Consider the following 20,934-nt stretch of genomic DNA (forward strand, 5'->3'; position numbering starts at 1 on the left):
AGACCGACGCTTTAAAGTTCATCCATCGCAAACGGCAACAGACTTTATAAAGCAAGCCCGAGCGCAACGATGTCTTGAAGAGTAAAAGAGGAAAAAATGAACAGCATTCAACTTGGTGGTATTTCGCAGAAATCGCAGACCGGCAGCCAGTTCCCGGGCGCCCTGACGGCATCGAAAGTGGGCACCAAGCCAGTCGTCAGCTACAGCGGCACCCAGCAAAATGAACTGCTGGCCGCCCTGCCCCGCCACGACCTCGAATCGCTGTCCGACCACCTCGAACTGGTGGCGCTGCCCTTCGGTAAAGAATTGTTTGAATGCGGCAGCAAGCTGGAAAACGTCTACTTTCCCACCACTGCCATCGTCTCGCTGCTGTACGTGATGGAAGACGGCGCCACCACCGAAATCGCCGTCATCGGCCACGAAGGTGTGTGCGGCATGTCGCTGTTCATGGGCGAGCGCGCCACTTGCAGCGCAGTGGTGCAAAGCGCCGGCTATGGTTACCGCCTGAAAACCCAGTACCTGCGCGATGCCTTCAATCAGGGCGGCGCCCTGCCCCAGCTGTTGATGCGTTACACCAACGCGCTATTTGCCCAGATGGCCCAAAACGCCGTCGGTGGCCGCCACAGTTCGATCGAACAAAAGCTGTGCCGCTGGTTGCTCGACCGCCTGGACCGCTCGCCATCAAACGAGTTGAAAGTGACCCAGGAACTCATTTCCATCATGCTGGGCGTGCGCCGCGAATCGATCACCGCCGCCGCCGGCAAGCTGCAGGACGATGGCTTGATTACCTACCGTCGCGGTAACATCACGGTGGTCGACCGCGCCGGCCTGGAAGAGTATGCGGGCGAGTGCTACAAGGTCGCCAAGACCGAATACGACCGCCTGCTGGCCGACGTCGCCCGCTAATTTTAGAGAGCGGGGGAACTGGCACCTTGGGGTACCTGTTCCATCCTTGACTGCCAGAGAGCATTGCAACTGAACCGGCACTTTGTGCCGGGAGATATCGTAAAAACGCCGGCATTGCCGGCGTTGTCGTTTCTACGGTAGTTGCAGCGGCTGCGGCGATACCGGGACCGAAGACCCGCAACCGCATCCTTCAACACCGGCGACACCCGCCAGCGCCTCAATCAAGCAAATTATTCTTCATCGCGTAATACGTCAGGTCGCTATTGGACTGCAATCCCATTTTTTCCATGATCCGCGTGCGATAGGTCGACACGGTCTTGATCGACAGCGACAGCGCGACTCCGATATCGGATACGGTCGCGCCCCTGGCCAGCCGCAAGAACACCTGGAACTCGCGATCCGACAATTCGGTGTGCAGGGCGGTATTCGGATCGCGGTCAAAACTTTGCGCCAGCAATTCGCCGACGGTCGAGCTGACATAGCGGCGCCCCTGGAACACCGTTTTGACGGCGGTTTTCAGTTCGTCCGCTTCGCACTCCTTGTTCAGATAGCCGTTAGCGCCCATCTTGAACAGGTTCAGTGCGTATTGCTGGGCTGGATAGCCGGACAGGATCAGCACCGGCAAGTTCGGCTGCCCCTGGCGGATGGTGCGCAAGATATCGATGCCGCTTTGATCGGGCATGGCAATGTCGAGCAACAGCACGTCGCAAATTTCGCGGCGGGCGATGTCGAGCGCCTCGCGACCGGTGGCGCCTTCGGCGACGACGGTAAAGTCGTCACCTGCCGACGAAAAAATCTGCTTGAAACCTGCTCGTACTATCTGGTGGTCGTCACAAATGGCAACGCGTATCATTGTCTTCCCTTAGAACACCGAGCGTCCATGGGGGGACATTCTGCTCGGCGCTATTGTTTTTCCATGGCACAGGAAAGAGGCCTGGCGACCCGACACTGCAATATCGTCATTCTAGCACCACGGCGACGCCCGTTACAGGCCGCTGTGCTACGGTGCCTGGCCTGCCCGCGCCAGCACTCGCTTGCTCCTGGTTGCTGTTTGCGCTGCCGGAACTGCCCTGCCACCACCGTGCTACCACCATGCCGCTCGTGCCTGCGCAGCGGCGGGGCGGCCGTCACTGAGAGCTGTCGAGCAGGGCGAGAATGGCCAGCAGTTCGGCCCGCAGCGCCGTCAAATCCGGTGCGGGTGCCACCGCCACCAGCGTGCCAATGAGCAGCGCTTCGCCCGCCTCGGCGTGGCCGCCGGCAACCGTTTCCAGCGCCCGGCTATCGAGCTTGTTGCGGGCACCGCTGATGGTGAAACCCTGTTCGTACAGCAGTTCGCGAATGCGACGAATTAACAGCACCTCGTGGTGCTGGTAGTAACGGCGATTCCCACGTCGTTTGACCGGCTTAAGCTGGGTAAATTCCTGCTCCCAGTAGCGTAATACGTGCGGTTTGACCCCGCACAATTCACTGACTTCACCGATGGTGAAATAGCGCTTGGCTGGGATCGGCGGCAAGACGGACAGTTCGGGTTTGCGGTCGTTCATGGTTCAATTCAGGCTGCGCGCGCCATCGGGCTGCTCGCTTCGACCATGCCCTTGAGTTTCTGGCTGGCGTGAAAAGTCACCACGCGGCGCGCGGTGATGGGAATTTCCTCGCCGGTTTTCGGATTGCGCCCGGGCCGCTGGGGCTTGTCGCGCAACTGAAAATTGCCGAAACCCGACAATTTGACCGCCTCACCGCGCTCGAGCGCATTGCGAATTTCATCGAAAAAAGTCTCGACCATGTCTTTCGCTTCACGCTTGTTCAAGCCGACCTGCTCGAACAGCAGTTCGGCCAGCTCCGCCTTGGTGAGGGTCGGCAAGTCTTTTTCGGCTTCCTGACGCACCTTGGCCACTTGCATGGCACGATGCAAGTCGGCCGCCAATGCCGATTGGAGTACGGCCGAATCCACGTCGTTATTATTAATTTTGCAGCCCTGCCTTATCAGTCCTGGAGTCGATGCCGAGATCGTTACGCACGCTTGATCGCATGGTATTGGGCCCTTGCCGCTTCGGCCATTGCATGCATCAAAGCATCCACGGCGTCATCTTGCAGGGTGGTTTGAGTATCTTGCAACGCAAAGCGGAAAGCAAGGCTTTTTTCATCGTCCTGCAAGCCCTTTCCACGATATTCATCAAATAAAACAATGGCTTGCACGATGTTTCCAGCAGGATTTGTTGATTTTTCCTTAAAGAATACATCGAGCATTTGTTGCGCGGAGACGCTGTGCTTGACCACCATCGCCAGGTCGCGGGTGGCGCCCGGGAATTTGGAAATCTCGAGGTGGCGTGGCACTGGTCGTTGCTGTAATGCAAGCGCATCGACTTCGAACAGCACTGGCGCCTGCGGCAGTTCATATTTTTGCTGCCACTTCGGATGCAGCTCGCCAATGAAGCCGATCAGCTTGCCATCGAGTTCGACGCCGGCCGAGCGGCCCGGGTGCAGGGCCGGATGGGCCACCGGCAAGAAGCGCAGCGCCACCGGGGCGAACATCGCCTCGAGGTCGGCCTTGACGTCAAAGTAATCGACCGGCCGGGCAGCCACGCTCCACTGCTCATCGATGGCCGGACCATAGGCCATGCCAGCGAGCCGCTTCGGTTGCTCGAAACCAGCAATGGCCAGCGGACCGTCGGGCGCCGCCGGGTTACGGTGGAACACGGCGCCAATCTCGAACACCCGCACGCGACCAGCCTTGCGGTTGAGGTTGTAGCGCACGTTCGCCACCAGGCTGCCGATCAGGGAAGAACGCATCACGTTCATCTGGCTGGCGATCGGATTTTGCAGTTTGATCGGCGTGGTATTGGCGGAAAAATCGGCTTCCCACGCACTGTCGACAAAACTCATGTTGACCACTTCCTGGTAACCGAGGTCAGCCATGCGGTGACGCAGGGCAAACAGCGAACGCATGTTTTCGGGCGCCGCCAGCATGGCGCTGGGCTCCACCGGCGGCTTGGCCGGAATGTTTTCGAAACCGTAGACGCGCGCCACTTCTTCGATCAAGTCTTCCTCGATTTCGATATCGAAGCGGTAGGTTGGCGAAGTGACGGCAAACACGCCCGCTTCGGGCTGGGTAAACGGCAAGGCCAGGCGGTTGAAAATATCGGCAATCACCGCGTCATTCACGGGCACGCCAATGACTTTCTGGGCGCGCGCCGTGCGCAGCAGCACTGGCTGGCGCTGCGGCAGGCTGGCGATCTGGTCATCGACGGGGCCGACGGTGGTGCTGGCGGTGCCGCAAATTTCGACGATCAGGCCGGTGATGCGCTCGATGTGCTCGACATTGCTGGCAAAATCGACGCCCCGTTCAAAGCGGTGCGCCGCATCGGTGGAAAAATTGAAGCGGCGCGCGCGGCCCTGGATGGCGTTCGGCCACCAGAAGGCCGCTTCCAGGTAAATATTGGCGGTGTCGAGGCTGACGGCGGTGGCGTCGCCACCCATCACGCCGGCCAGCGACTCGAGCTGCTGCTCATCGGCAATCACGCCGATCCAGCCATCGACGGCAACCGTGGTGCCGTTCAACAGTTTCAAGGTTTCGCCTGCCTTGCCCCAGCGGATATCGAGGCTGCCGTGGATCTTGTCCAGATCGAACACGTGCGACGGGCGACCAAGTTCGAGCATGACGTAATTGGAAATGTCGACCAGTGCCGACACCGAACGCTGGCCGCTGCGCTCGAGGCGCTGGACCATCCACGCGGGCGTGATGGCGCGCGCGTTCAAGCCGCGGATCACGCGTCCCGTAAAACGCCCGCACAGGTCGGGCGCGCTGATGGTGGCTGGCAAGATCTCGTCGCTGGTCACGGCGACCAGGCGCGCGGTGGGCACCGACAGCGGCGTGCCGGTCAGCGCCGACACTTCGCGCGCCACCCCCAGCACCGACAGGCAATCGGCCTTGTTGGGCGTGAGCTTGATGGTGAATTTCAGATCGTTGAGCGCCAGATAATCGCGGATATCCTGGCCAACCGGGGCGTCAGCGGGCAATTCCAGCAAGCCGGCGCTGTCATCCGACAGTTTCAATTCCTTCGCTGAGCACATCATGCCCTGCGACTCGACCCCGCGCAGCTGGCCCACCTTGATTTCAAACGGCTTGCCATCGGCGCCCGGCGGCAGCAGCGCGCCCGCCATCGCGCAAATGGCCTTCATGCCGGCGCGCACATTGGGGGCACCGCAGACGATATTGAGCAACGTACCCGTGCCGACATCGACCTGGCACACATTGAGGCGATCCGCATTCGGGTGCTTGGCAACCTCGACGACATGCGCAACGACGACGTGCGAAAACGGCGGCGCCACGGCCTCGACCTCTTCCACTTCGAGACCGGACATGGTGAGCAGGTGGGACAGTTCAGCCGAGCTCAGAGCTGGGTTGACCATGGTGCGGAGCCAGTTTTCGGAAAATTGCATGTTGTTAGCCTTGCTGCGAATGGGTTATGCGGGTTGATTCGAACGGCGGATCAGTTGAACTGCTTAAGGAATCGCAAGTCGCCTTCATAAAACAGGCGCAAGTCGTTGATTCCATAACGCAGCATGGTCAAGCGCTCGAGGCCAGAGCCGAACGCGAAGCCGATGAACTTTTCCGGATCGAGGCCGAAATTTTTGACCACCGTCGGGTGCACCTGGCCGGCGCCCGACACTTCGAGCCACTTGCCCTTGAGGGGACCGGCGCCAAAAGCGATGTCGATCTCGGCCGATGGCTCGGTGAACGGGAAATACGACGGCCGGAACCGCACCTGCAAATCGTCGGTTTCGAAAAACGCCTTGACGAAATTGAGGTACACGCCCTTCAGGTCGGCAAAGCTGATGTCTTCACCGATCCACAAGCCTTCGACCTGGTGGAACATCGGCGAGTGGGTGGCGTCGCTGTCGACGCGGTAGGTACGGCCGGGGGCGATGACCTTGATCGGTGGCGTATGGCTGCGGGCGTAACGCACCTGCATGGGGCTGGTGTGGGTGCGCAGCAGCAGCGCTTTGCCGGTGCTGTCGTCGCCTTCGATATAAAAGGTGTCCTGCATCGAACGGGCCGGGTGATTTTCCGGGCTGTTGAGCGCGGTGAAATTGGTCCAGTCGTTTTCAATTTCGGGGCCGTCGGCCACATCGAACCCGATCGAGCGGAAGATTTCTTCGACCCGTTCCCAGGTGCGCATGACCGGGTGGATGCCACCCATGGCGCGCCCGCGTCCGGGCAGGGTGACGTCAATGGCTTCGGCATTCAGGCGCGCTTCGAGCTGGGCGTTGGCGAGCGCATCGCGGCGCGCCGTCAGGGCCGTTTCGATCTGCACCTTGGCGCCGTTGATCAGGGCGCCCTGGGCTTTTTTCTGGTCCGGGTCGAGTTTGCCCAGGCCCTTCATTTGTTCGGTGATCTGGCCGGTCTTGCCGAGGTACTTGGCCTTGGCGTTTTCCAGGGCGGCGGCGTCGAGGGCGGCGATGAAATCAGCCTGCGCGGCGACGACGAGTTGTTCCAAGGGGTTCATGTTATTGCTTCCTGTCTGGCGGCCCACAGCACAGGCTGCGCGCCACAATCAAAAACGGGGCACAGGTTTGAACCTCTGCCCCGCTCTTTAGACACCACCCGCAGGTGGCGCTCGACACGCTTGGCGAACATCCCCGCTTACGCGGCGATCTTTGCCTTGACCGCGTTGACAATCGCGGCAAAAGCCGGCTTGTCCATCACGGCCATATCGGCCAGGACTTTACGGTCCAGTTCGATAGATGCCTTCTTCAGACCGTTCATGAATACGCTGTACGTCACGCCATGCTCACGGGAAGCGGCGTTGATACGGGCGATCCACAGGCGGCGGAAGACACGTTTCTTGTTGCGGCGGTCGCGGTAGGCATACTGGCCGGCGCGCATGACTGCTTGCTTGGCGACGCGGTAGACCTTACTGCGGCGACCACGGTAGCCTTTGGCTTGTACAAGAATTTTTTTATGGCGGGCACGAGCTGTAACCCCACGTTTTACTCTAGGCATAGTAACTCCTTAGTTTGTAAGTGAGATTAAGCGGTTGGCATCATACGCATGACGGATTTTACATCCGCAGCGTCGACGTTCGTGATTCCGCGCAACTGGCGCTTGCTCTTGGTCGTTTTCTTGGTCAGGATGTGACGTTTGAAAGCGTGGCCCGCTTTAACGGTTCCACCTGGACGCACGCGAAAACGTTTTTTCGCAGAGCTTTTGGTCTTCATTTTAGGCATTGTAGTTCTGTCCCAAGGACAGCTCCAGTAGAGGATTGCAGGTGGCAACGTAATGCTGCGCTTAGATGCCTGCTTTCACAGTGTTCTCCGTCTTACGACAGGGAAGCCGGCGATTGTAGCACAAAACAGTGCAGAGCAAGCAGGTCCTTGCCACAAAATACAGCACCCCAAAAACAAATCGCGGCCGAGTTACCTCGCCGCGACCGTCTGCCGTGTGAAACGGAAGTCTTACTTCTTTTTCTTCGGGGAAAGAATCATGATCATCTGGCGCCCTTCCATCTTGGGAAACTGCTCAACCTGGCCATACGGCTCCAGATCGGCTTTCAGACGTTCGAGCATGCGGAAACCGATGTCCTGGTGGGCCATCTCGCGACCGCGGAAGCGCAGGGTGATCTTGGTCTTGTCGCCTTCGTCGAGGAACTTGATGAGATTACGCAATTTGATGCCGTAATCGCCATCGTCGGTACCCGGACGGAATTTGACTTCCTTGACCTGGATGATCTTTTGCTTGAGCTTCGCCTCGTGCGCCTTCTTTTGCTCCGAGTACTTGAACTTGCCGTAGTCCATCAAGCGGCATACCGGCGGTTGCGCCGTGGGCGCAATTTCCACCAGGTCCACGTTGGCTTCTTCGGCCAGACGGAAAGCATCCGCCAGGCTCACAATGCCAAGCGGCTCGTTGTCCACCCCGGATAAGCGCATTTCGGGGGCAGTGATTTCGCCATTGATGCGATGCGACTTGTCAGTAGCTATGTTGTTTCCTTTTAAAGTCTGAAATTTCGGCCGCGCGGATCAAGCCTTGGTAGCGATCTCTAGTTTGATACGCTCCAGCAGGGCAGCGACCGGCATGACGCCCAAATCGATGTTGCCCCGTGCTCGCACGGCCACAGTGTTGGCATCCCGCTCTTTGTCGCCAATGACAATAATATATGGCAGTTTTTGGACGGAATGTTCACGTATTTTATAGGTTATTTTCTCGTTTCGCAAATCAGCGTGTACGCGCACACCCGCCTGGCGCAGTTCAGCGGTGACTTGCTGGGCGAATTCCGCCTGCGCATCGGAGATGTTCAAGACGACAACTTGCAGCGGTGCCAGCCACAGCGGCATGGCGCCCGCATGGTGTTCGATCAGCATGCCAATAAAACGTTCCATCGATCCCACGATGGCGCGGTGCAGCATGACCGGCACCTTGCGCGTATTGTCAACTGCAACATATTCGGCGCCCAGCCGGCCCGGCATGGAGAAATCGACTTGCATGGTGCCCACCTGCCATGGGCGGCCAATGCTGTCCTTCAGATGGTATTCGATTTTCGGCCCATAAAAAGCGCCCTCGCCCGGCAGCTCGGTCCATTCCACGCCACAGTTGCGCAGCGCGGCGCGCAGCGCTTCCTCGGCTTCGTCCCACACTTCGTCGGCACCGATGCGATTGTCGGGACGCAGGGCGATCTTGACGTCGATATTGGTAAAGCCAAAGTCCTTGTAGACTTCCATGGCCTGGGCGTGGAAGGCCACCACTTCCGGCGCGATCTGCTCTTCGGTACAAAAAATGTGACCGTCATCCTGGGTAAAGCCGCGCACCCGCATGATGCCGTGCAGCGCGCCGGACGGCTCGTTGCGGTGGCACTGGCCGAACTCACCAAAGCGCAGTGGCAAATCGCGGTAGCTTTTCATGCCGGCGTTGTAAATCTGCACGTGACCGGGGCAATTCATCGGCTTTAACGCGTAGGAACGATTTTCCGATTCGGTGGAAAACATATTTTCGCGATAATTTTCCCAGTGACCCGTCTTTTCCCACAGGCTGCGGTCAAGAATTTGCGGCGCCTTCACTTCCTGGTAGCCATTGACCTGGTATTTGTGGCGCATGTATTGCTCCACCTGCTGCCAGATGGTCCAGCCTTTCGGGTGCCAGAACACCAGGCCCGGGGCCTCGTCCTGGAAGTGGAACAGGTCGAGCTGCTTGCCCAGTTTACGGTGGTCGCGCTTTTCCGCTTCTTCCAGGTTGTGCAGGTACAACTCCTGGTCTTCCTTTTTGGCCCAGGCGGTGCCGTAGACACGCTGCAGCATCTCGTTTTTGGAGTCGCCGCGCCAGTAAGCGCCGGCCAGCTTCATCAGCTTGAAGACCTTGATCTTGCCGGTTGATGGTACGTGCGGACCGCGGCACAGGTCGGTAAACGCGCCTTCGGCATACAGCGACACATCTTCATTGGCGGGAATCGAGCCGATGATTTCCGCCTTGTAGTGCTCACCGATGGAGGTGAAGTAATCGACCGCTTCGTCGCGCGGCATCACTTTGCGGGTGACCGGCTCATCCTTCTTCGCCAGCTCCAGCATTTTCTTTTCGATGGCAGCGAGATCATCGGGCGTGAAGGGGCGCTTGTACGAAAAGTCGTAATAAAAACCGTTTTCGATGACCGGACCGATGGTCACCTGGGCATCCGGGTACAGCGACTTGACGGCGTAGGCCAGCAGGTGGGCAGCCGAATGGCGGATGACGTCGAGACCTTCGGGGTCCTTGTCGGTGATGATAGCAAGATCCGCATCGCGCTCGATCAGGTAGGAAGTGTCGACGACTTTACCGTCGACCTTGCCGGCCAGGGCGGCCTTGGCAAGACCGGTACCAATGCTGGCGGCGACCTGGGCGACGGTGACGGGGCCCTCAAACTGGCGGGCGGAACCATCGGGAAGGCGGACTGAAAGCATGCTGATCTCCATTTGCGCGCGTAGCGCCAAGGTAAGCAATAAAAATGTGGACGAAAAAAAACGCGGACTGGCCGCGTTTTTTCTTTTCAAAGAGCGAAAGAATTCACCTCGACCAACGTCGCTGGAACAACTCCGTCGTAGTTCGCGGTGTCATAACCATGGTGCCTTTCTCGCTCTTACAGTGTACTGGTGGGCGGTGCAGAATTCGAATCTGCGACCCCTTGGATGTCGACCAAGTATTCTAACCAGCTGAACTAACCGCCCGAAGACCAACATTATAGTGACGCAAGGCGGGCCTGACAAGCGCTTTCTGGCAGCGCGCCCGCATCGCTGCCAATCGGGCCGGATTTGCACCGCTGGGCCCACTATCCGATAAACTTGCGAACATGCAAACTGACTCCACCCACCTCCACGCCCACCTCGACGGCGACGCCACCAATACCCACGTCGTGGTCGGCCGCAGCCAGACCGCGCTGGTATTTGCCCTCCTGCTGACGCTGTTATTTGCCGTCATCGAAGCCGTCACCGGCGTCATGGCCAATTCGCTGGCGCTCATTTCTGACGCCGGCCACATGGTCACCGATGGCGCCGCCCTCGGCCTGGCCCTGTTCGCCCAGTATATTGCTCGGCGGCCGCCGTCAAGCCGCCATTCGTTCGGCTTCGGCCGTGCCGAAGCGCTGGCCGCCTTCGTCAACTGTATCGCCATGCTGGCACTGGTAAGCTGGATCGTGATCGAGGCGGTCGGCCGCTTCAACCGGCCTGAACAAGTGCATGGCAACGTGGTGCTGTTCGTGGCCGCCGTTGGCATCGTCATCAATTTGCTGGTGGCGTGGATCCTGTCGCGCGACAGCCAGAACATGAACACGCGGGCGGCGCTGGTCAATGTGATGGGCGACCTGCTCGGCTCGATCGCCGCCGTGATTGCCGGCGCCGTCATTTATTGGACAGGCTGGGTGCGCATCGATCCGCTGCTATCGATCCTGGTGTCGCTGCTGATCTTAAAATCGACCATCGGCGTGCTGCGCGAGTCCTACCACTTCCTCATGAAAGGCGTGCCCGTGCAAATCGATTACGTCCAGGTCGGCGCAGACCTTGCCGCCATCGAGGGCGTGCACGGCGTCCACGACCTGCACATCTGGGACATGTCGCCGGGCGAGCCGGCCCTGATCGGCCACCTGCAGATCGATGACCTGGTGGCTTGGCCAGGCGTGCTGCTGGCGGTACAGGACATGTTGCTGGCCAAATATGGCATCGACCACGTGACCCTGCAGCCAGAACCGAGATGCGCGCCGGGGCGGCGTCAAATGGCTTAAGATATGATTTTCGTCATATTGTAAAAAAACCATGGGCCAGTCGCCGTCCCCGTGTGCCGCAGCTGTTGGCGCACCCCCGTCCCTTGTCTACGACACCCTGGTCATCGGCGCCGGGCCGGGTGGATTAACGGCCGCCATTTATTTGCGCCGCTTCATGCGCCACGTCGCCGTGTTCGACAAGGGCAACAGCCGCGCCAGCTGGATTCCCGTGTCGCACAACTACCCCGGCTTTCCCGAAGGCGTAGGCGGCCAGGCGCTGCTGGACAATTTGCGCGCCCAGCTGCAGCGCTACGGCGGCACCATCACCGCCGGCGCCATCACGGCGCTACGCATCGACGACGGCACCTTTGTCGCCAGCTGGGCGGGCGGCGAAGTGCGCGCACTGACCGTCATCATGGCCACCGGCATTACCGACAACAGCCTGCCGGTCGAGCGCTGGCGCGAAGCGGTGGCCAGCGGGGCGATCCGCCTGTGCCCCGTGTGCGATGGTTACGATGTGGTCGACCGGCGCATCGCCGTGGTGTCGTCCAGCACCAATCCGATCGGCCACGCCATGTTCATGCGCAGCTTTTCGGCCAGCGTCACCCTGTTCGATCGCAGCGAAGACGCCATCGTCAGCGCCCCCGAGCAGCAGCAGCTCGCTGCCGCTGGGGTACCCTATATTGCTTCGCCAGTGCGCGCGGTCACCCTTACGCCCAAGTTGCTGCCGGTGCTGCACACGGGCGACGGTCAGAGCCACCCGTTTGATGTGCTCTACCCCATGCTCGGTGAAGTGGCCCATTCGCGGCTGGCAATCGCGCTGGGCGCTGCCAGCGCCGACTGCGGCGAGCTGCTCGTTGATGACGGCCAGGCCACCGGCATGCCCGGGCTGTACGCAGTGGGCGACGTGGTGCGCGGACTGAACCAGATCAGCGTGGCCACCGGCCAGGCCGCCATTGCCGCTACCCGCATTCACAACGCGCTGCCGTGGACCCTGCGCGCAGCCGTTCAGGAGCGATGAGGATGCTAAAGATTCTCGGCAAACCGAGCTCGATCAATGTGCGCAAGGTGCTGTGGACGTGCGCCGAGCTGGACCTGCCCTACACGCTCGAGGCCTGGGGCACCGGTGCACTGTCACTGCAATCGCCGCAGTTCTTGGCGATCAATCCGAACGGGCTGGTGCCGGTCATCGATGACGACGGTTTTGTTGTGTGGGAGTCCAATAGCATTTGCCGTTACCTGGCGAACCAGTATGGCGACGGCGTGCTGCTGCCCCGCTCGGCGCGCGAACGGTCGCTGGTCGAACGCTGGATGGACTGGCAGGCAACGGAACTGAACAATGCCTGGCGCTATGCCTTCATGGCGCTGGTCAGGCACAGCCCGCAGCACCAGGATGGCACGCTGATTGCCGGCAGCGTGAGCAGCTGGAATGGCGCCATGACGCTCCTCGAGCAGCAGCTGGCGGCCACCGGGGCGTTCGTGTGTGGAGCGCAGCTGACGCTGGCCGACATCGTCATTGGCCTGTCGGTGAATCGGTGGAAGGCGACGCCGCTGGCGCATGCTGCGCTGCCGGCGGTCGAACAATATTTTGCGCGGCTGTCGACGCGTGCCGGTTTTTTAGAACACGGCAATAACGGGATGGCTTGAAGCGCTCATACCTTGCAGTTACCCATCATTGCAGCAGGGGAGACTGGCACCCACGGTGCCTGTCCCCATTGCCCTTGGCGCTGTCCACGTAAAGTAGTGAACCGTTTTTGATTGCTGAGGTCTGACCGGTATCGTCGAGTCGCCGGAGACCGCCATGGATGCGAGTGCGTTCAGCAGATTTGTCACCCAGATTGCTCAATTGTCCAGGAGCCAGTGCGCGCAGGTACTGGCACTGCTGCAGCCTGTCGTCAATCAGGGCCAGGTAGTAGACCTGATTGAAAAGGCGGTCGCAAACAAGCTGTGCTGCCCGCGCTGCCAGGGCAACAGCCTGTACCGGCATGGCGCCAAACATGGCCTGCAGCGCTTTCGCTGCCGCGCCTGCGGCAGGACGTTTAACAGCCTGACCGGCACGCCGCTGGCGCGCCTGCGCCACAAGCACAAGTGGCTCGCCTACGCCGATTGCATGCTCGATTCGGGTACCGTGCGCAAGGCCGCTTCAATCGTCGAGGTCGCCAAAAACACCAGCATGCGCTGGCGCCACCGCTTTCTGGCGCGCACCAAAGACGACCGGCCCGTGTGCCTGAGTGGCATTGCCGAGGCCGATGAAACGTTTTTGCTCGAATCGCAAAAAGGCGCGCGCGAGCTGCCCCGCCCCCCTCGCAAACAGGGCGGGCGGGCATCGAAACGTGGCATTTCGCACGAGCACGTATGCATCCTGGCCGGCCGGGACCGCAGTGGGGCGACGCTCGATTTTGTCACCGGGCGCGGCGCAGTCACCGCAAGCCAGCTCAGGCAATACCTGCAACCGGTACTGGCCCGCGACGCCCTGCTGGTGACCGATGGACACCATGCCTATCGGAGCTTCGCCCGCCGGGCCGGCATCTCGCATGAGTATGTCAGCCAGCGCGCTGGCGAGCGGGTGCGTGGCGCCATTCACGTGCAAAACGTGAGTGCCTATCACCGCCGCTTTCACACCTGGCTAAACGGCTTCCACGGCGTTGCCACGCGCTACCTGCCCAACTACCTTGGTTGGCGTTGGGCCATTGACCAGCAGCGCATCGATTCCCCGGCAGCCCTGCTGAGGGCCGCAATCGGGGTCTTCCATACTTAACAGCGACAGCGCCTTGTCCTTTAGCGCCAAGCCAGCATGTTACGGTGCCTGCACCAGCGCGATACGTCGATGAATGCGCGCCACCTCAGCCACATCGCCCGCTGCCTGCGCCCGCTGCGCCGCCACCCCCAGCCAGGTCAGCAGCGGCCGCCGCCAGCCCTGCGCCGAGGCCGTGTCGATGGCCAGCGCGATGTCGGCCGGCGCCAGTCTGCCCGCCTGCAGCAGCGCACCGGCCGCCACCAGCTGCGCCAGCGGATCGCTCATGCCGGCCAGGCCGGCGCTGCCGCGGGCAATCGCCTGATGCTGCGGTGGCAACAAGTCGGCCGGCAGCGCTTGCCAGTGCCCCGCCAGATACGCCGCATAGGCGCGCTCGGCGGGCGTGGCATCGGCTGCCAGCGGCGCAAAACCGTCGCACTCGCCCACCTCGGCACTGGCCGTTTTGACGGCGCAGCGCAGCAACTCAGCGTGCGCGACCAGCGCGGCGCGGCCGGTGCTGCTCATGGCGCTGCGCGCGCGCGCAAAGTCGGCTGCGGCGGCCGCACTATTGCCCGCCAGGTATTCCTTGGTAAAACTGTCGAGCGCGCCGGATGCGTCGCTGCGCCACGCGGGTTCAACCTGCCTGCTGACGCAAGCGGCCAGCAACAACGCTGCAGCCAGCAGCAATCCATGGCGCGGTCCCAAGCAAACGATCATGGCAGCTTTAACTCCGATGGTTTGGCAAACGGCCACTTGCGGTTGATTTCATCGACCAGCCGGGTCACCTTGTGCAGGCTGACATCGACCTCGGTGCGCAGCGCACCCAGATCATCGGTGGCCACGCGCGCATTCTTGCCCACCGCCTGCGCCTCGACCAGCACGGCATCGACTTTTTTGAGGGTGGCGCTGGCGTCGTTGAGCACCACGCGCAGTTGCACCACCGCCGCCTGGGTGTCGTCCACCACCCCGTTCTTGCCAAACACGCGCTGGTCGGCATGGGCCAGCAAGCCATTGACGCGGTCGAGCGCCAGCATCAGCTTTTTGGCTTCGTCGTCGCCGCCGAGGGCGCCGCCGAGCAGGCCGTATTTGCCCGACAGGCGCGCACTGGCACTTTGCACATTGGCCAGGGTGCCCGCCAGCGCCGAATCGGCGCGGGTGATCGCCTCGAGGTTGTCCAGCAGGGTGCGGGCGGTGGCCACCAGGCGGGGAATTTCCGCCGCAGTGTCGCCGCGCAGCACCGTGCGGGTGGCGCCGGCCGGCATCGGCGCATCGCTCAGCTGGCCGCTATAGGCCTTGATGTGGGTGTCGCCCACCAGCCCCCGTTCGAGCGTGAACACGCTCGACACGCGCAGCCAGCGCGCATCTTTTTGCGGCACATCGATGGCAATGCGCGCTTTGCCATCGGGCGCCAGGTCGACCTGACGCACGCGGCCGATGGCAAAGCCGGCGAAGGTCATGTCCATGCCGGGAATCACCCCTTCGGAGTCGTCGGCAATGAGCACCAGATCCTGGGTCGGCTCGAACACCCCGCGCGCGTACATGACGTAGCCGAGAAAGCCCAGCACCAGCGCGACCATCAGCGCCAGCAACAGCAGCGCCTTGATTTCCACGTGGGGCGGCTCCTCGAGCATCATCCCGGCCTGCCGGCCTGGCTCGGCTTTGTTTTCTTCCAATGGGACTCCTACACAGAATACACGACGGGTTACACGAATTTGACGGCCAGCGACACGGCCTCGATGACGAACAGGACGAACAGCAAACGCACCGCACCGGGCTGCATGGTCGATGTGGGGGCAGTGGCGCCGGCCCCATCACTGCGGCCGAAACGGGCGATCTCCACCAGCGCCGCCGCCGGGATCACCGCCACCGCCAGGCCGAACAACACGGTCTTGAGCACGAAGCCGAGCGTCACCAATGGATCGAACACGCGCCCCACCGTGCGGGTGTAATCGCTCAAGCCCCACGGCGAGACGCCATACACATTCAGGTAGGCCAGCAACAGCACGATGATGCTGCTGACCATCGCCAGCGTCAATACGGAAACGGCATTGCCGCTCACTTCGGCCACCAGCACGCGGCGCAGCCCCAGCGCATAGGCGGCGTCGGCATCGGCGGCCAGCGGCTCGATCGCGGCCAGGTTAAATTTCAGGCCGGCGCGCAAGGCGACGAACAGGGCGGCGGCGAGGGGAATGAGCTCGAGCACCAGCACCCGCACCACCATCTCGAGGGCAAACCTGGACAGGCCATAACTGCTGGCGGTAACGAGCACGATGCGAATGACCACCAGGCTCACCAGCGCGGCCAGCGCCGTAAACCACGGCAACACCTGCCAGGCGCCCAGGTAAATTTGCAGCGAGGTAGCGCGCCGGTGTGCCCGCGTATAGGTCGACGGCGACAGTGCCAGCACCAGCGCCGTCGCGCCCAGTAGCAGCAGGCGCCACCAGCTGCCCAGCCAGTGGCCGAAGTAGGTCAGCCAGCGCTCCGGCTTGGTGTAAATAAAGCCGGTCACGGGCGCCGGCCGGCGCGCAGGGGCGCGCTCAATGGCGGCGCGCCTCTTGCACGCCGGACACTTCCAGGATCGCCATCAAAGCTTTCTGCAGCTGCGCCGTCGAGCCGATTTCGGCCGTGAACGTCATGCGCGCCTGCCCCTTGGCACTCTGGGTATTGACGCCGATGACGTTGATTTTTTCACGCGAAAACACTTCGGAGATATCGCGCAGCAAGCCCTGGCGGTCGCCCGCCAGGATGAACAGATCGACCGGATAGACCGTGTCCTGGCCGGCGCGGCCCCAGTCGGTATGGATGACGCGCTCGGGCGCCTTGCTGCGCATCTCGGCAAAATTTTTGCAGTTGGCGCGGTGGATCGACACCCCCTTGCCGCGCGTGACGAAGCCGACGATGCCATCAGGCGGTGCCGGCTTGCAGCACTTGGCCAGCACCGTCAACAACCCCTCGGTGCCTACCACCAGCACGCCCGACTTGGCGCCCTGTTCGACACTGGAAGCGCGGCTGTTGCGCACCACCACGGCGTCTTCCACTTCGGCCACTTCGCCGCTGTCGTGCAAGGCTTGCTCGACGTGGCGCAGCGAAAATTCTTCCTTGCCGACGGCGCCGAACAGGTCGTCGACCTTGGAAAAGCCCAGCTTGTGGGCCAGCGCTTCCAGGTTGACCGCTGTCTTGCCTTCGCGCTGCAAGGTTTTTTCCACCATGGCGCGGCCATGGGCCAGCGTTTCGGCCAGATCGATCGCGTGAAACCAGGCGCGCACCTTAGTACGCGTGCGGTTGCTGGCGGTGTACCCGGGGGTGAGCCAGTCGCGCGACGGCCCGGCGCTGCCGGGCGCGCCCTTGGCGGTAATGATTTCGCAGCTCTGGCCGTTGCGCAGCGGGGTATTGAGCGGCACCATCACGCCATCGACGCGGGCGCCGCGGCAGCGGTGGCCCACTTCGCTGTGCAGATGGTAAGCAAAATCGATGGGAGTGGCCCCCACCGGCAATTCGAGCACGCGCGCCTGCGGGGTCAGCACAAAGATGCGGTCATCCAGGGTGGTCGACTTGAGCTTTTCCACCCACTCTTTCTGGATTTCTTCCTGCCCTTCCTGGCCCACCACGGCGTCGGCGACGTCGGTTTTCCAGGCCAGCAGCTGACGCAGCCAGGCGATTTTCTCGTCGTATTTTTCACCCTTGAAGTTCGAACCGCCCTCTTCCTTGTAGCGCCAGTGGGCGGCAATGCCGTATTCGGCAAAATTGTGCATGGCCTGGGTGCGGATCTGCACTTCGAGCGGACGGCCATCGTCGGCCGTCACCACCGTGTGCAGCGACTGGTAGCCGTTCGCTTTCGGCCGCGAGATGTAGTCGTCGAATTCTTTCGGGATGGGGGTCCAGATATTGTGCACCAGCCCCAGCACGGCGTAACAGCTGCGGTCGTCCTCGACGATCACGCGAAAGGCGCGCACATCGTAGAGTTCGTCGAAATTGAGTTCCTTGCCACGCATCTTGTTCCAGATGCTGTAAATATGTTTGGGCCGGCCGAACACCTCGGCCTTGATGCCAGCGGCCGCCAGTTCGTCATCGAGCCGCGTGATGGCTGACTGCACGAAGCTCTCGCGCAGCATGCGCTTTTCTTCGAGCATCCTGGCAATGCGTTTATAGGTGTCCGGCTCCATGAAGCGGAACGACAGGTCTTCCAGCTCCCACTTGAGTTGCCAGATGCCGAGCCGGTTGGCCAGCGGCGCGTACAGATCCATGGTTTCGCGGCCGTAGGCGCGCGTCATGTCGTTAAACAGTTTTTGTTCGGCGAACCAGCGCAGCGTGGTGACACACGAGGCCAGCCGCACCAGCACCACGCGCATGTCGCTGGCCATTGCCAGCAACATCTTGCGCAGCGTTTCGATCTGGGCGACGGCGGCCTGGGCAGCGCCGCGCGCGCGCGCGGCCGGCTGGCCGGTGGCCTGCTGGCCCACCGTCATGTCGCGCAGGCGGATCAGCTGGCGCACGCCGGTGACCAGGTCGGTCACTTCCTTGCCAAAGCGCGTTTCCAGGCCGGCGGCGGCGGCCGGTTCGATCACCGTCAGCTCGAACATCAAGCCGGCGATACGGGTCTCGGCGTCGCTGCGCAGGAACGCCAGGGTGCTGGCCGCGCCGATCGAAAACGCCAGCGCCTCCTGCCCCGAGCCGCACTGCTTGTCGGCATACGCTACGGTGGCGAAGGCCAGCGCCGCCGTCACGCGGGCGCTGTCCTCCACGCCCAGACCCTGGACCAGTTCAGCGGTCACGCTGCCCAGTGCTGCAATGGCGACCATACGGCTTAACGCAGGGCGGCGGTGACGCAGATCTCGACCAGGCAGGCGGGATTGGCCAGCTTGGCCTCGACGGTGGCGCGCGGCGGCGTATGGCCGGCGGCGATCCACTCATCCCACACCACGTTCATGTCGGCAAACAGCGTCATGTCGGTAATAAAAATCTGGCACATCAGGATGCAGGTCTTGTCGCTGCCCGCTTCGGTCAGCAGGCGGTCGACCGACGCCAGCACTTCGCGGGTCTGGCCGATGATGTCGGCACTGGTGTCGTCGGCAATCTGGCCGGCCAGATAAACGGTGCCATTGTGGATGGCGACTTCGGAGAGGCGTTTGCCGACGTGCAGGCGGGTAATTTCCATGGAATTTCCTGTTGTGATATAGCGTGTTTGACTGATGAAATTACTGACCCAGCAAAAATTGCCGGGCAATGGCGATCTGGGCGGGGTCGACGAAGGTGGGGGCGTGACCGCTGCCGGCAATCTCGACGAGCTGCGGACGCGGCCCGCGCGCCACCATCTGCGCGGCAGTCGCCGCCGTCAGCAGGTCGGACTGGGCGCCGCGCACCAGCAGCGTGGGGCAGGCAATGGCGTCGTATGCCGCCCACAGGGCCGCCTCGCCGGCGCGCGCCGATTCGGCCGTGGCAGTCTGCAGGGGAATCGCCAGGCCCATGTCGTAATGGCGCTGCCACTGGCCGTCTTCGCCCTGGCGCAGGACGTCGGCGGCCAGCTTGTGCCACTGCGCTTCGGTGTGCGCGCCGAACGAGGCCGACACGCTGCGCACAAACGCCGCGCCATCGTCGAAACTGGCAAAGCGCAGCTCCTGACCAATATACGCGGCGATGCGCTGCAAGGCCACCGGGTCGAGCGTCGGGCCGATGTCATTCAGAATGAGTTTGCCGATCGGCGCAGCGCTCTGGCCAGCGAGCACCATGCCGATCAAACCACCCATCGACGTGCCGAACCAGTCGACCGTGCCATCGCTGCCGTCGACGGCGGTGACCCTGGCGATCAGCGTCACCATGTCGCTGACGTACTGGGGGATGGCGTAGAAGGCGGGATTGCGCAGATGGTCGGAACGGCCGCGGCCGACCACGTCGGGGCAGATCACCCGGTAGTGGTCCGACAGGCTGTCGGCCAGCGCATCGAAATCGTCGCCCACGCGGGTGACGCCATGCACGCAGACGAGCACGCGCGGATTGGCGCCATCGCCCCATTGCTTGTAAGCCATGCGGTGCAAACCGGCTGGCGAGATGCACTGCACTGATTTGATTGTTGCTGCCATCGTTTGCCTTTTAAAACACCATGTCAATATTTCAGCGCGAACGACATTTTAACGGGCGTTGCGATTAAAATCCCAAGCACGTGTATTTGCGAACGGGCATTATTAACATTGCCGCATCGCGCCAACCCATTTTAATAGAGGACTTCATGAATAGCACTATGTTAAGCGGCAAGACGGCCCTGGTCACCGGTTCCACCTCCGGCATCGGCCTTGGCATCGCCCGCGCGCTGGCCGCCCAGGGCGCCAATGTGCTGTTCAACGGCTTTGGCGACGCCGCCCAGATCGCCACGCTGATCGCCCAGGTAGCCAGCGAATTCGGCGTCGACACCGATTACAGCAATGCCGACATGTCGAAGTCGGGCCAGATCGAGGCGATGCTGGCGGCGGCGCAGACGCGCTTTGGCGGCATCGATATCCTGGTCAACAATGCCGGCATCCAGCATGTGGCGAATATCGAAGATTTTCCCGTTGATAAATGGGATGCCATCATTGCCATCAACCTGACCTCCGCCTTCCACACCTCGCGCCTGGCACTGCCTGGCATGAAACAAAAAAACTGGGGCCGCATCATCAACCTGGCCTCGGTGCACGGGCTGGTGGGCTCGGCGCAAAAATCGGCCTATGTCGCCGCCAAGCACGGCCTGGTTGGCTTGACCAAGGTGACCGCGCTGGAGACGGCGCAGACCGGTATCACCTGCAACGCCATCTGTCCGGGCTGGGTCTTGACGCCGCTGGTGCAAAAACAGGTCGACGACCGCGCCGCCCGCGACGGCGTCGCCGGCGACGTCGCCAAAAGCGCGCTGCTGGCCGAAAAGCAGCCGTCGGGCGAATTCGTCACGCCCGAGGAACTGGGCGCGCTGGCGGTGTTCTTTTGCAGCCCGGCCGCCAACCAGGTGCGCGGGGTGGCGTGGAATATGGATGGCGGCTGGGTCGCGCAGTAATTGCGCACGCGCACGCCCGGGCCCCTGCTCTTTTTATCCACGCCACCAATTGAAAGGTG

Annotated in this window: 21 protein-coding genes and 1 tRNA gene; 6 read left to right on the forward strand and 16 right to left on the reverse strand. The window is 61.9% G+C overall.

Annotated elements, in window-relative coordinates:
- Positions 1 to 96 precede the first annotated feature (96 nt).
- The gene (locus ACP7BZ_RS14745) at positions 97 to 906 is read left to right on the forward strand and encodes a Crp/Fnr family transcriptional regulator (RefSeq protein WP_426114406.1); all 810 of its coding nucleotides are present in this window, start codon (positions 97 to 99) and stop codon (positions 904 to 906) included.
- A gap of 217 nt (positions 907 to 1,123) precedes the next feature.
- Here the strand turns inward: ACP7BZ_RS14745 and ACP7BZ_RS14750 are convergent, their stop codons facing one another.
- The 10 genes from ACP7BZ_RS14750 to ACP7BZ_RS14795 all read right to left on the reverse strand — a co-directional run bounded on the left by ACP7BZ_RS14750 (position 1,124) and on the right by ACP7BZ_RS14795 (position 10,095).
- Entirely contained in the window at positions 1,124 to 1,759 is a 636-nt protein-coding gene (locus tag ACP7BZ_RS14750; RefSeq protein WP_426114408.1) for a response regulator, read from the reverse strand.
- A 274-nt stretch (positions 1,760 to 2,033) separates the two neighbouring features.
- Positions 2,034 to 2,450, reverse strand: a complete 417-nt coding sequence (locus ACP7BZ_RS14755) for a MerR family transcriptional regulator (protein ID WP_426114410.1) — start codon at positions 2,448 to 2,450, stop codon at positions 2,034 to 2,036.
- A gap of 8 nt (positions 2,451 to 2,458) precedes the next feature.
- Positions 2,459 to 2,806, reverse strand: a complete 348-nt coding sequence (locus ACP7BZ_RS14760; protein ID WP_426114754.1) for an integration host factor subunit alpha — start codon at positions 2,804 to 2,806, stop codon at positions 2,459 to 2,461.
- A 110-nt stretch (positions 2,807 to 2,916) separates the two neighbouring features.
- Positions 2,917 to 5,346, reverse strand: a complete 2,430-nt coding sequence (gene pheT / locus ACP7BZ_RS14765) for a phenylalanine--tRNA ligase subunit beta (protein ID WP_426114412.1) — start codon at positions 5,344 to 5,346, stop codon at positions 2,917 to 2,919.
- A gap of 50 nt (positions 5,347 to 5,396) precedes the next feature.
- Complete coding sequence (gene pheS / locus ACP7BZ_RS14770) at positions 5,397 to 6,413, reverse strand: phenylalanine--tRNA ligase subunit alpha (RefSeq protein ID WP_426114414.1); 1,017 nt, start codon at positions 6,411 to 6,413, stop codon at positions 5,397 to 5,399.
- Positions 6,414 to 6,550: 137 nt separating this feature from the next.
- Positions 6,551 to 6,910, reverse strand: a complete 360-nt coding sequence (rplT, locus tag ACP7BZ_RS14775; protein WP_038493023.1) for a 50S ribosomal protein L20 — start codon at positions 6,908 to 6,910, stop codon at positions 6,551 to 6,553.
- Between the two features lie 26 nt (positions 6,911 to 6,936).
- Positions 6,937 to 7,134: a 50S ribosomal protein L35 gene (gene rpmI / locus ACP7BZ_RS14780; protein WP_426114417.1), complete on the reverse strand. Its 198-nt coding sequence runs from the start codon at positions 7,132 to 7,134 to the stop codon at positions 6,937 to 6,939.
- 228 nt (positions 7,135 to 7,362) lie between these two features.
- Positions 7,363 to 7,884, reverse strand: coding sequence for a translation initiation factor IF-3 (gene infC / locus ACP7BZ_RS14785; RefSeq protein WP_426114756.1), 522 nt, complete (start codon positions 7,882 to 7,884; stop codon positions 7,363 to 7,365).
- Positions 7,885 to 7,923: 39 nt separating this feature from the next.
- Positions 7,924 to 9,831 carry a threonine--tRNA ligase gene (thrS, locus tag ACP7BZ_RS14790; protein ID WP_426114419.1) on the reverse strand — a complete coding sequence of 636 codons (1,908 nt, stop codon included), beginning with the start codon at positions 9,829 to 9,831 and terminating at the stop codon, positions 7,924 to 7,926.
- 187 nt (positions 9,832 to 10,018) lie between these two features.
- Positions 10,019 to 10,095: transfer RNA gene (locus ACP7BZ_RS14795), tRNA-Val, on the reverse strand.
- 122 nt (positions 10,096 to 10,217) lie between these two features.
- Here ACP7BZ_RS14795 and ACP7BZ_RS14800 point away from each other — a divergent pair.
- From ACP7BZ_RS14800 to ACP7BZ_RS14815, 4 genes are all read left to right on the forward strand, one after another.
- The gene (locus ACP7BZ_RS14800; protein WP_426114421.1) at positions 10,218 to 11,144 is read left to right on the forward strand and encodes a cation diffusion facilitator family transporter; all 927 of its coding nucleotides are present in this window, start codon (positions 10,218 to 10,220) and stop codon (positions 11,142 to 11,144) included.
- Positions 11,145 to 11,175: 31 nt separating this feature from the next.
- Positions 11,176 to 12,144, forward strand: a complete 969-nt coding sequence (locus tag ACP7BZ_RS14805) for an NAD(P)/FAD-dependent oxidoreductase (RefSeq protein ID WP_426114423.1) — start codon at positions 11,176 to 11,178, stop codon at positions 12,142 to 12,144.
- 2 nt (positions 12,145 to 12,146) lie between these two features.
- On the forward strand, positions 12,147 to 12,770 hold the full coding sequence (locus tag ACP7BZ_RS14810; RefSeq protein ID WP_426114425.1) for a glutathione S-transferase family protein: 624 nt from the start codon (positions 12,147 to 12,149) through the stop codon (positions 12,768 to 12,770).
- A 154-nt stretch (positions 12,771 to 12,924) separates the two neighbouring features.
- Positions 12,925 to 13,881, forward strand: a complete 957-nt coding sequence (locus ACP7BZ_RS14815; protein WP_426114427.1) for an IS1595 family transposase — start codon at positions 12,925 to 12,927, stop codon at positions 13,879 to 13,881.
- 39 nt (positions 13,882 to 13,920) lie between these two features.
- Here the strand turns inward: ACP7BZ_RS14815 and ACP7BZ_RS14820 are convergent, their stop codons facing one another.
- The 6 genes from ACP7BZ_RS14820 to ACP7BZ_RS14845 all read right to left on the reverse strand — a co-directional run bounded on the left by ACP7BZ_RS14820 (position 13,921) and on the right by ACP7BZ_RS14845 (position 19,934).
- Positions 13,921 to 14,574 carry a hypothetical protein gene (locus ACP7BZ_RS14820; RefSeq protein ID WP_426114429.1) on the reverse strand — a complete coding sequence of 218 codons (654 nt, stop codon included), beginning with the start codon at positions 14,572 to 14,574 and terminating at the stop codon, positions 13,921 to 13,923.
- Positions 14,571 to 15,491 carry an MlaD family protein gene (locus tag ACP7BZ_RS14825; RefSeq protein WP_426114758.1) on the reverse strand — a complete coding sequence of 307 codons (921 nt, stop codon included), beginning with the start codon at positions 15,489 to 15,491 and terminating at the stop codon, positions 14,571 to 14,573. The genes ACP7BZ_RS14820 and ACP7BZ_RS14825 overlap by 4 nt, the downstream gene beginning before the upstream one ends.
- 68 nt (positions 15,492 to 15,559) lie before the next feature.
- Positions 15,560 to 16,366 carry an MlaE family ABC transporter permease gene (locus tag ACP7BZ_RS14830; RefSeq protein WP_426114431.1) on the reverse strand — a complete coding sequence of 269 codons (807 nt, stop codon included), beginning with the start codon at positions 16,364 to 16,366 and terminating at the stop codon, positions 15,560 to 15,562.
- Between the two features lie 28 nt (positions 16,367 to 16,394).
- On the reverse strand, positions 16,395 to 18,656 hold the full coding sequence (locus ACP7BZ_RS14835) for a RelA/SpoT family protein (RefSeq protein ID WP_426114433.1): 2,262 nt from the start codon (positions 18,654 to 18,656) through the stop codon (positions 16,395 to 16,397).
- 5 nt (positions 18,657 to 18,661) lie between these two features.
- A complete protein-coding gene (locus ACP7BZ_RS14840) occupies positions 18,662 to 19,012 on the reverse strand; it encodes a RidA family protein (protein ID WP_426114435.1) in 351 nt (116 codons plus the stop codon).
- A gap of 40 nt (positions 19,013 to 19,052) precedes the next feature.
- Positions 19,053 to 19,934 carry an alpha/beta fold hydrolase gene (locus tag ACP7BZ_RS14845; RefSeq protein WP_426114437.1) on the reverse strand — a complete coding sequence of 294 codons (882 nt, stop codon included), beginning with the start codon at positions 19,932 to 19,934 and terminating at the stop codon, positions 19,053 to 19,055.
- 146 nt (positions 19,935 to 20,080) lie between these two features.
- On the opposite strand from ACP7BZ_RS14845, the gene ACP7BZ_RS14850 reads away from it, so the two are divergent.
- Entirely contained in the window at positions 20,081 to 20,875 is a 795-nt protein-coding gene (locus ACP7BZ_RS14850) for a 3-hydroxybutyrate dehydrogenase (protein ID WP_426114439.1), read from the forward strand.
- The last annotated feature ends 59 nt before the right edge of the window (positions 20,876 to 20,934 follow it).

This window comes from Massilia sp. PWRC2, from assembly GCF_049896725.1.
Taxonomy (GTDB): Bacteria; Pseudomonadota; Gammaproteobacteria; order Burkholderiales; family Burkholderiaceae_D; genus JAFCUW01.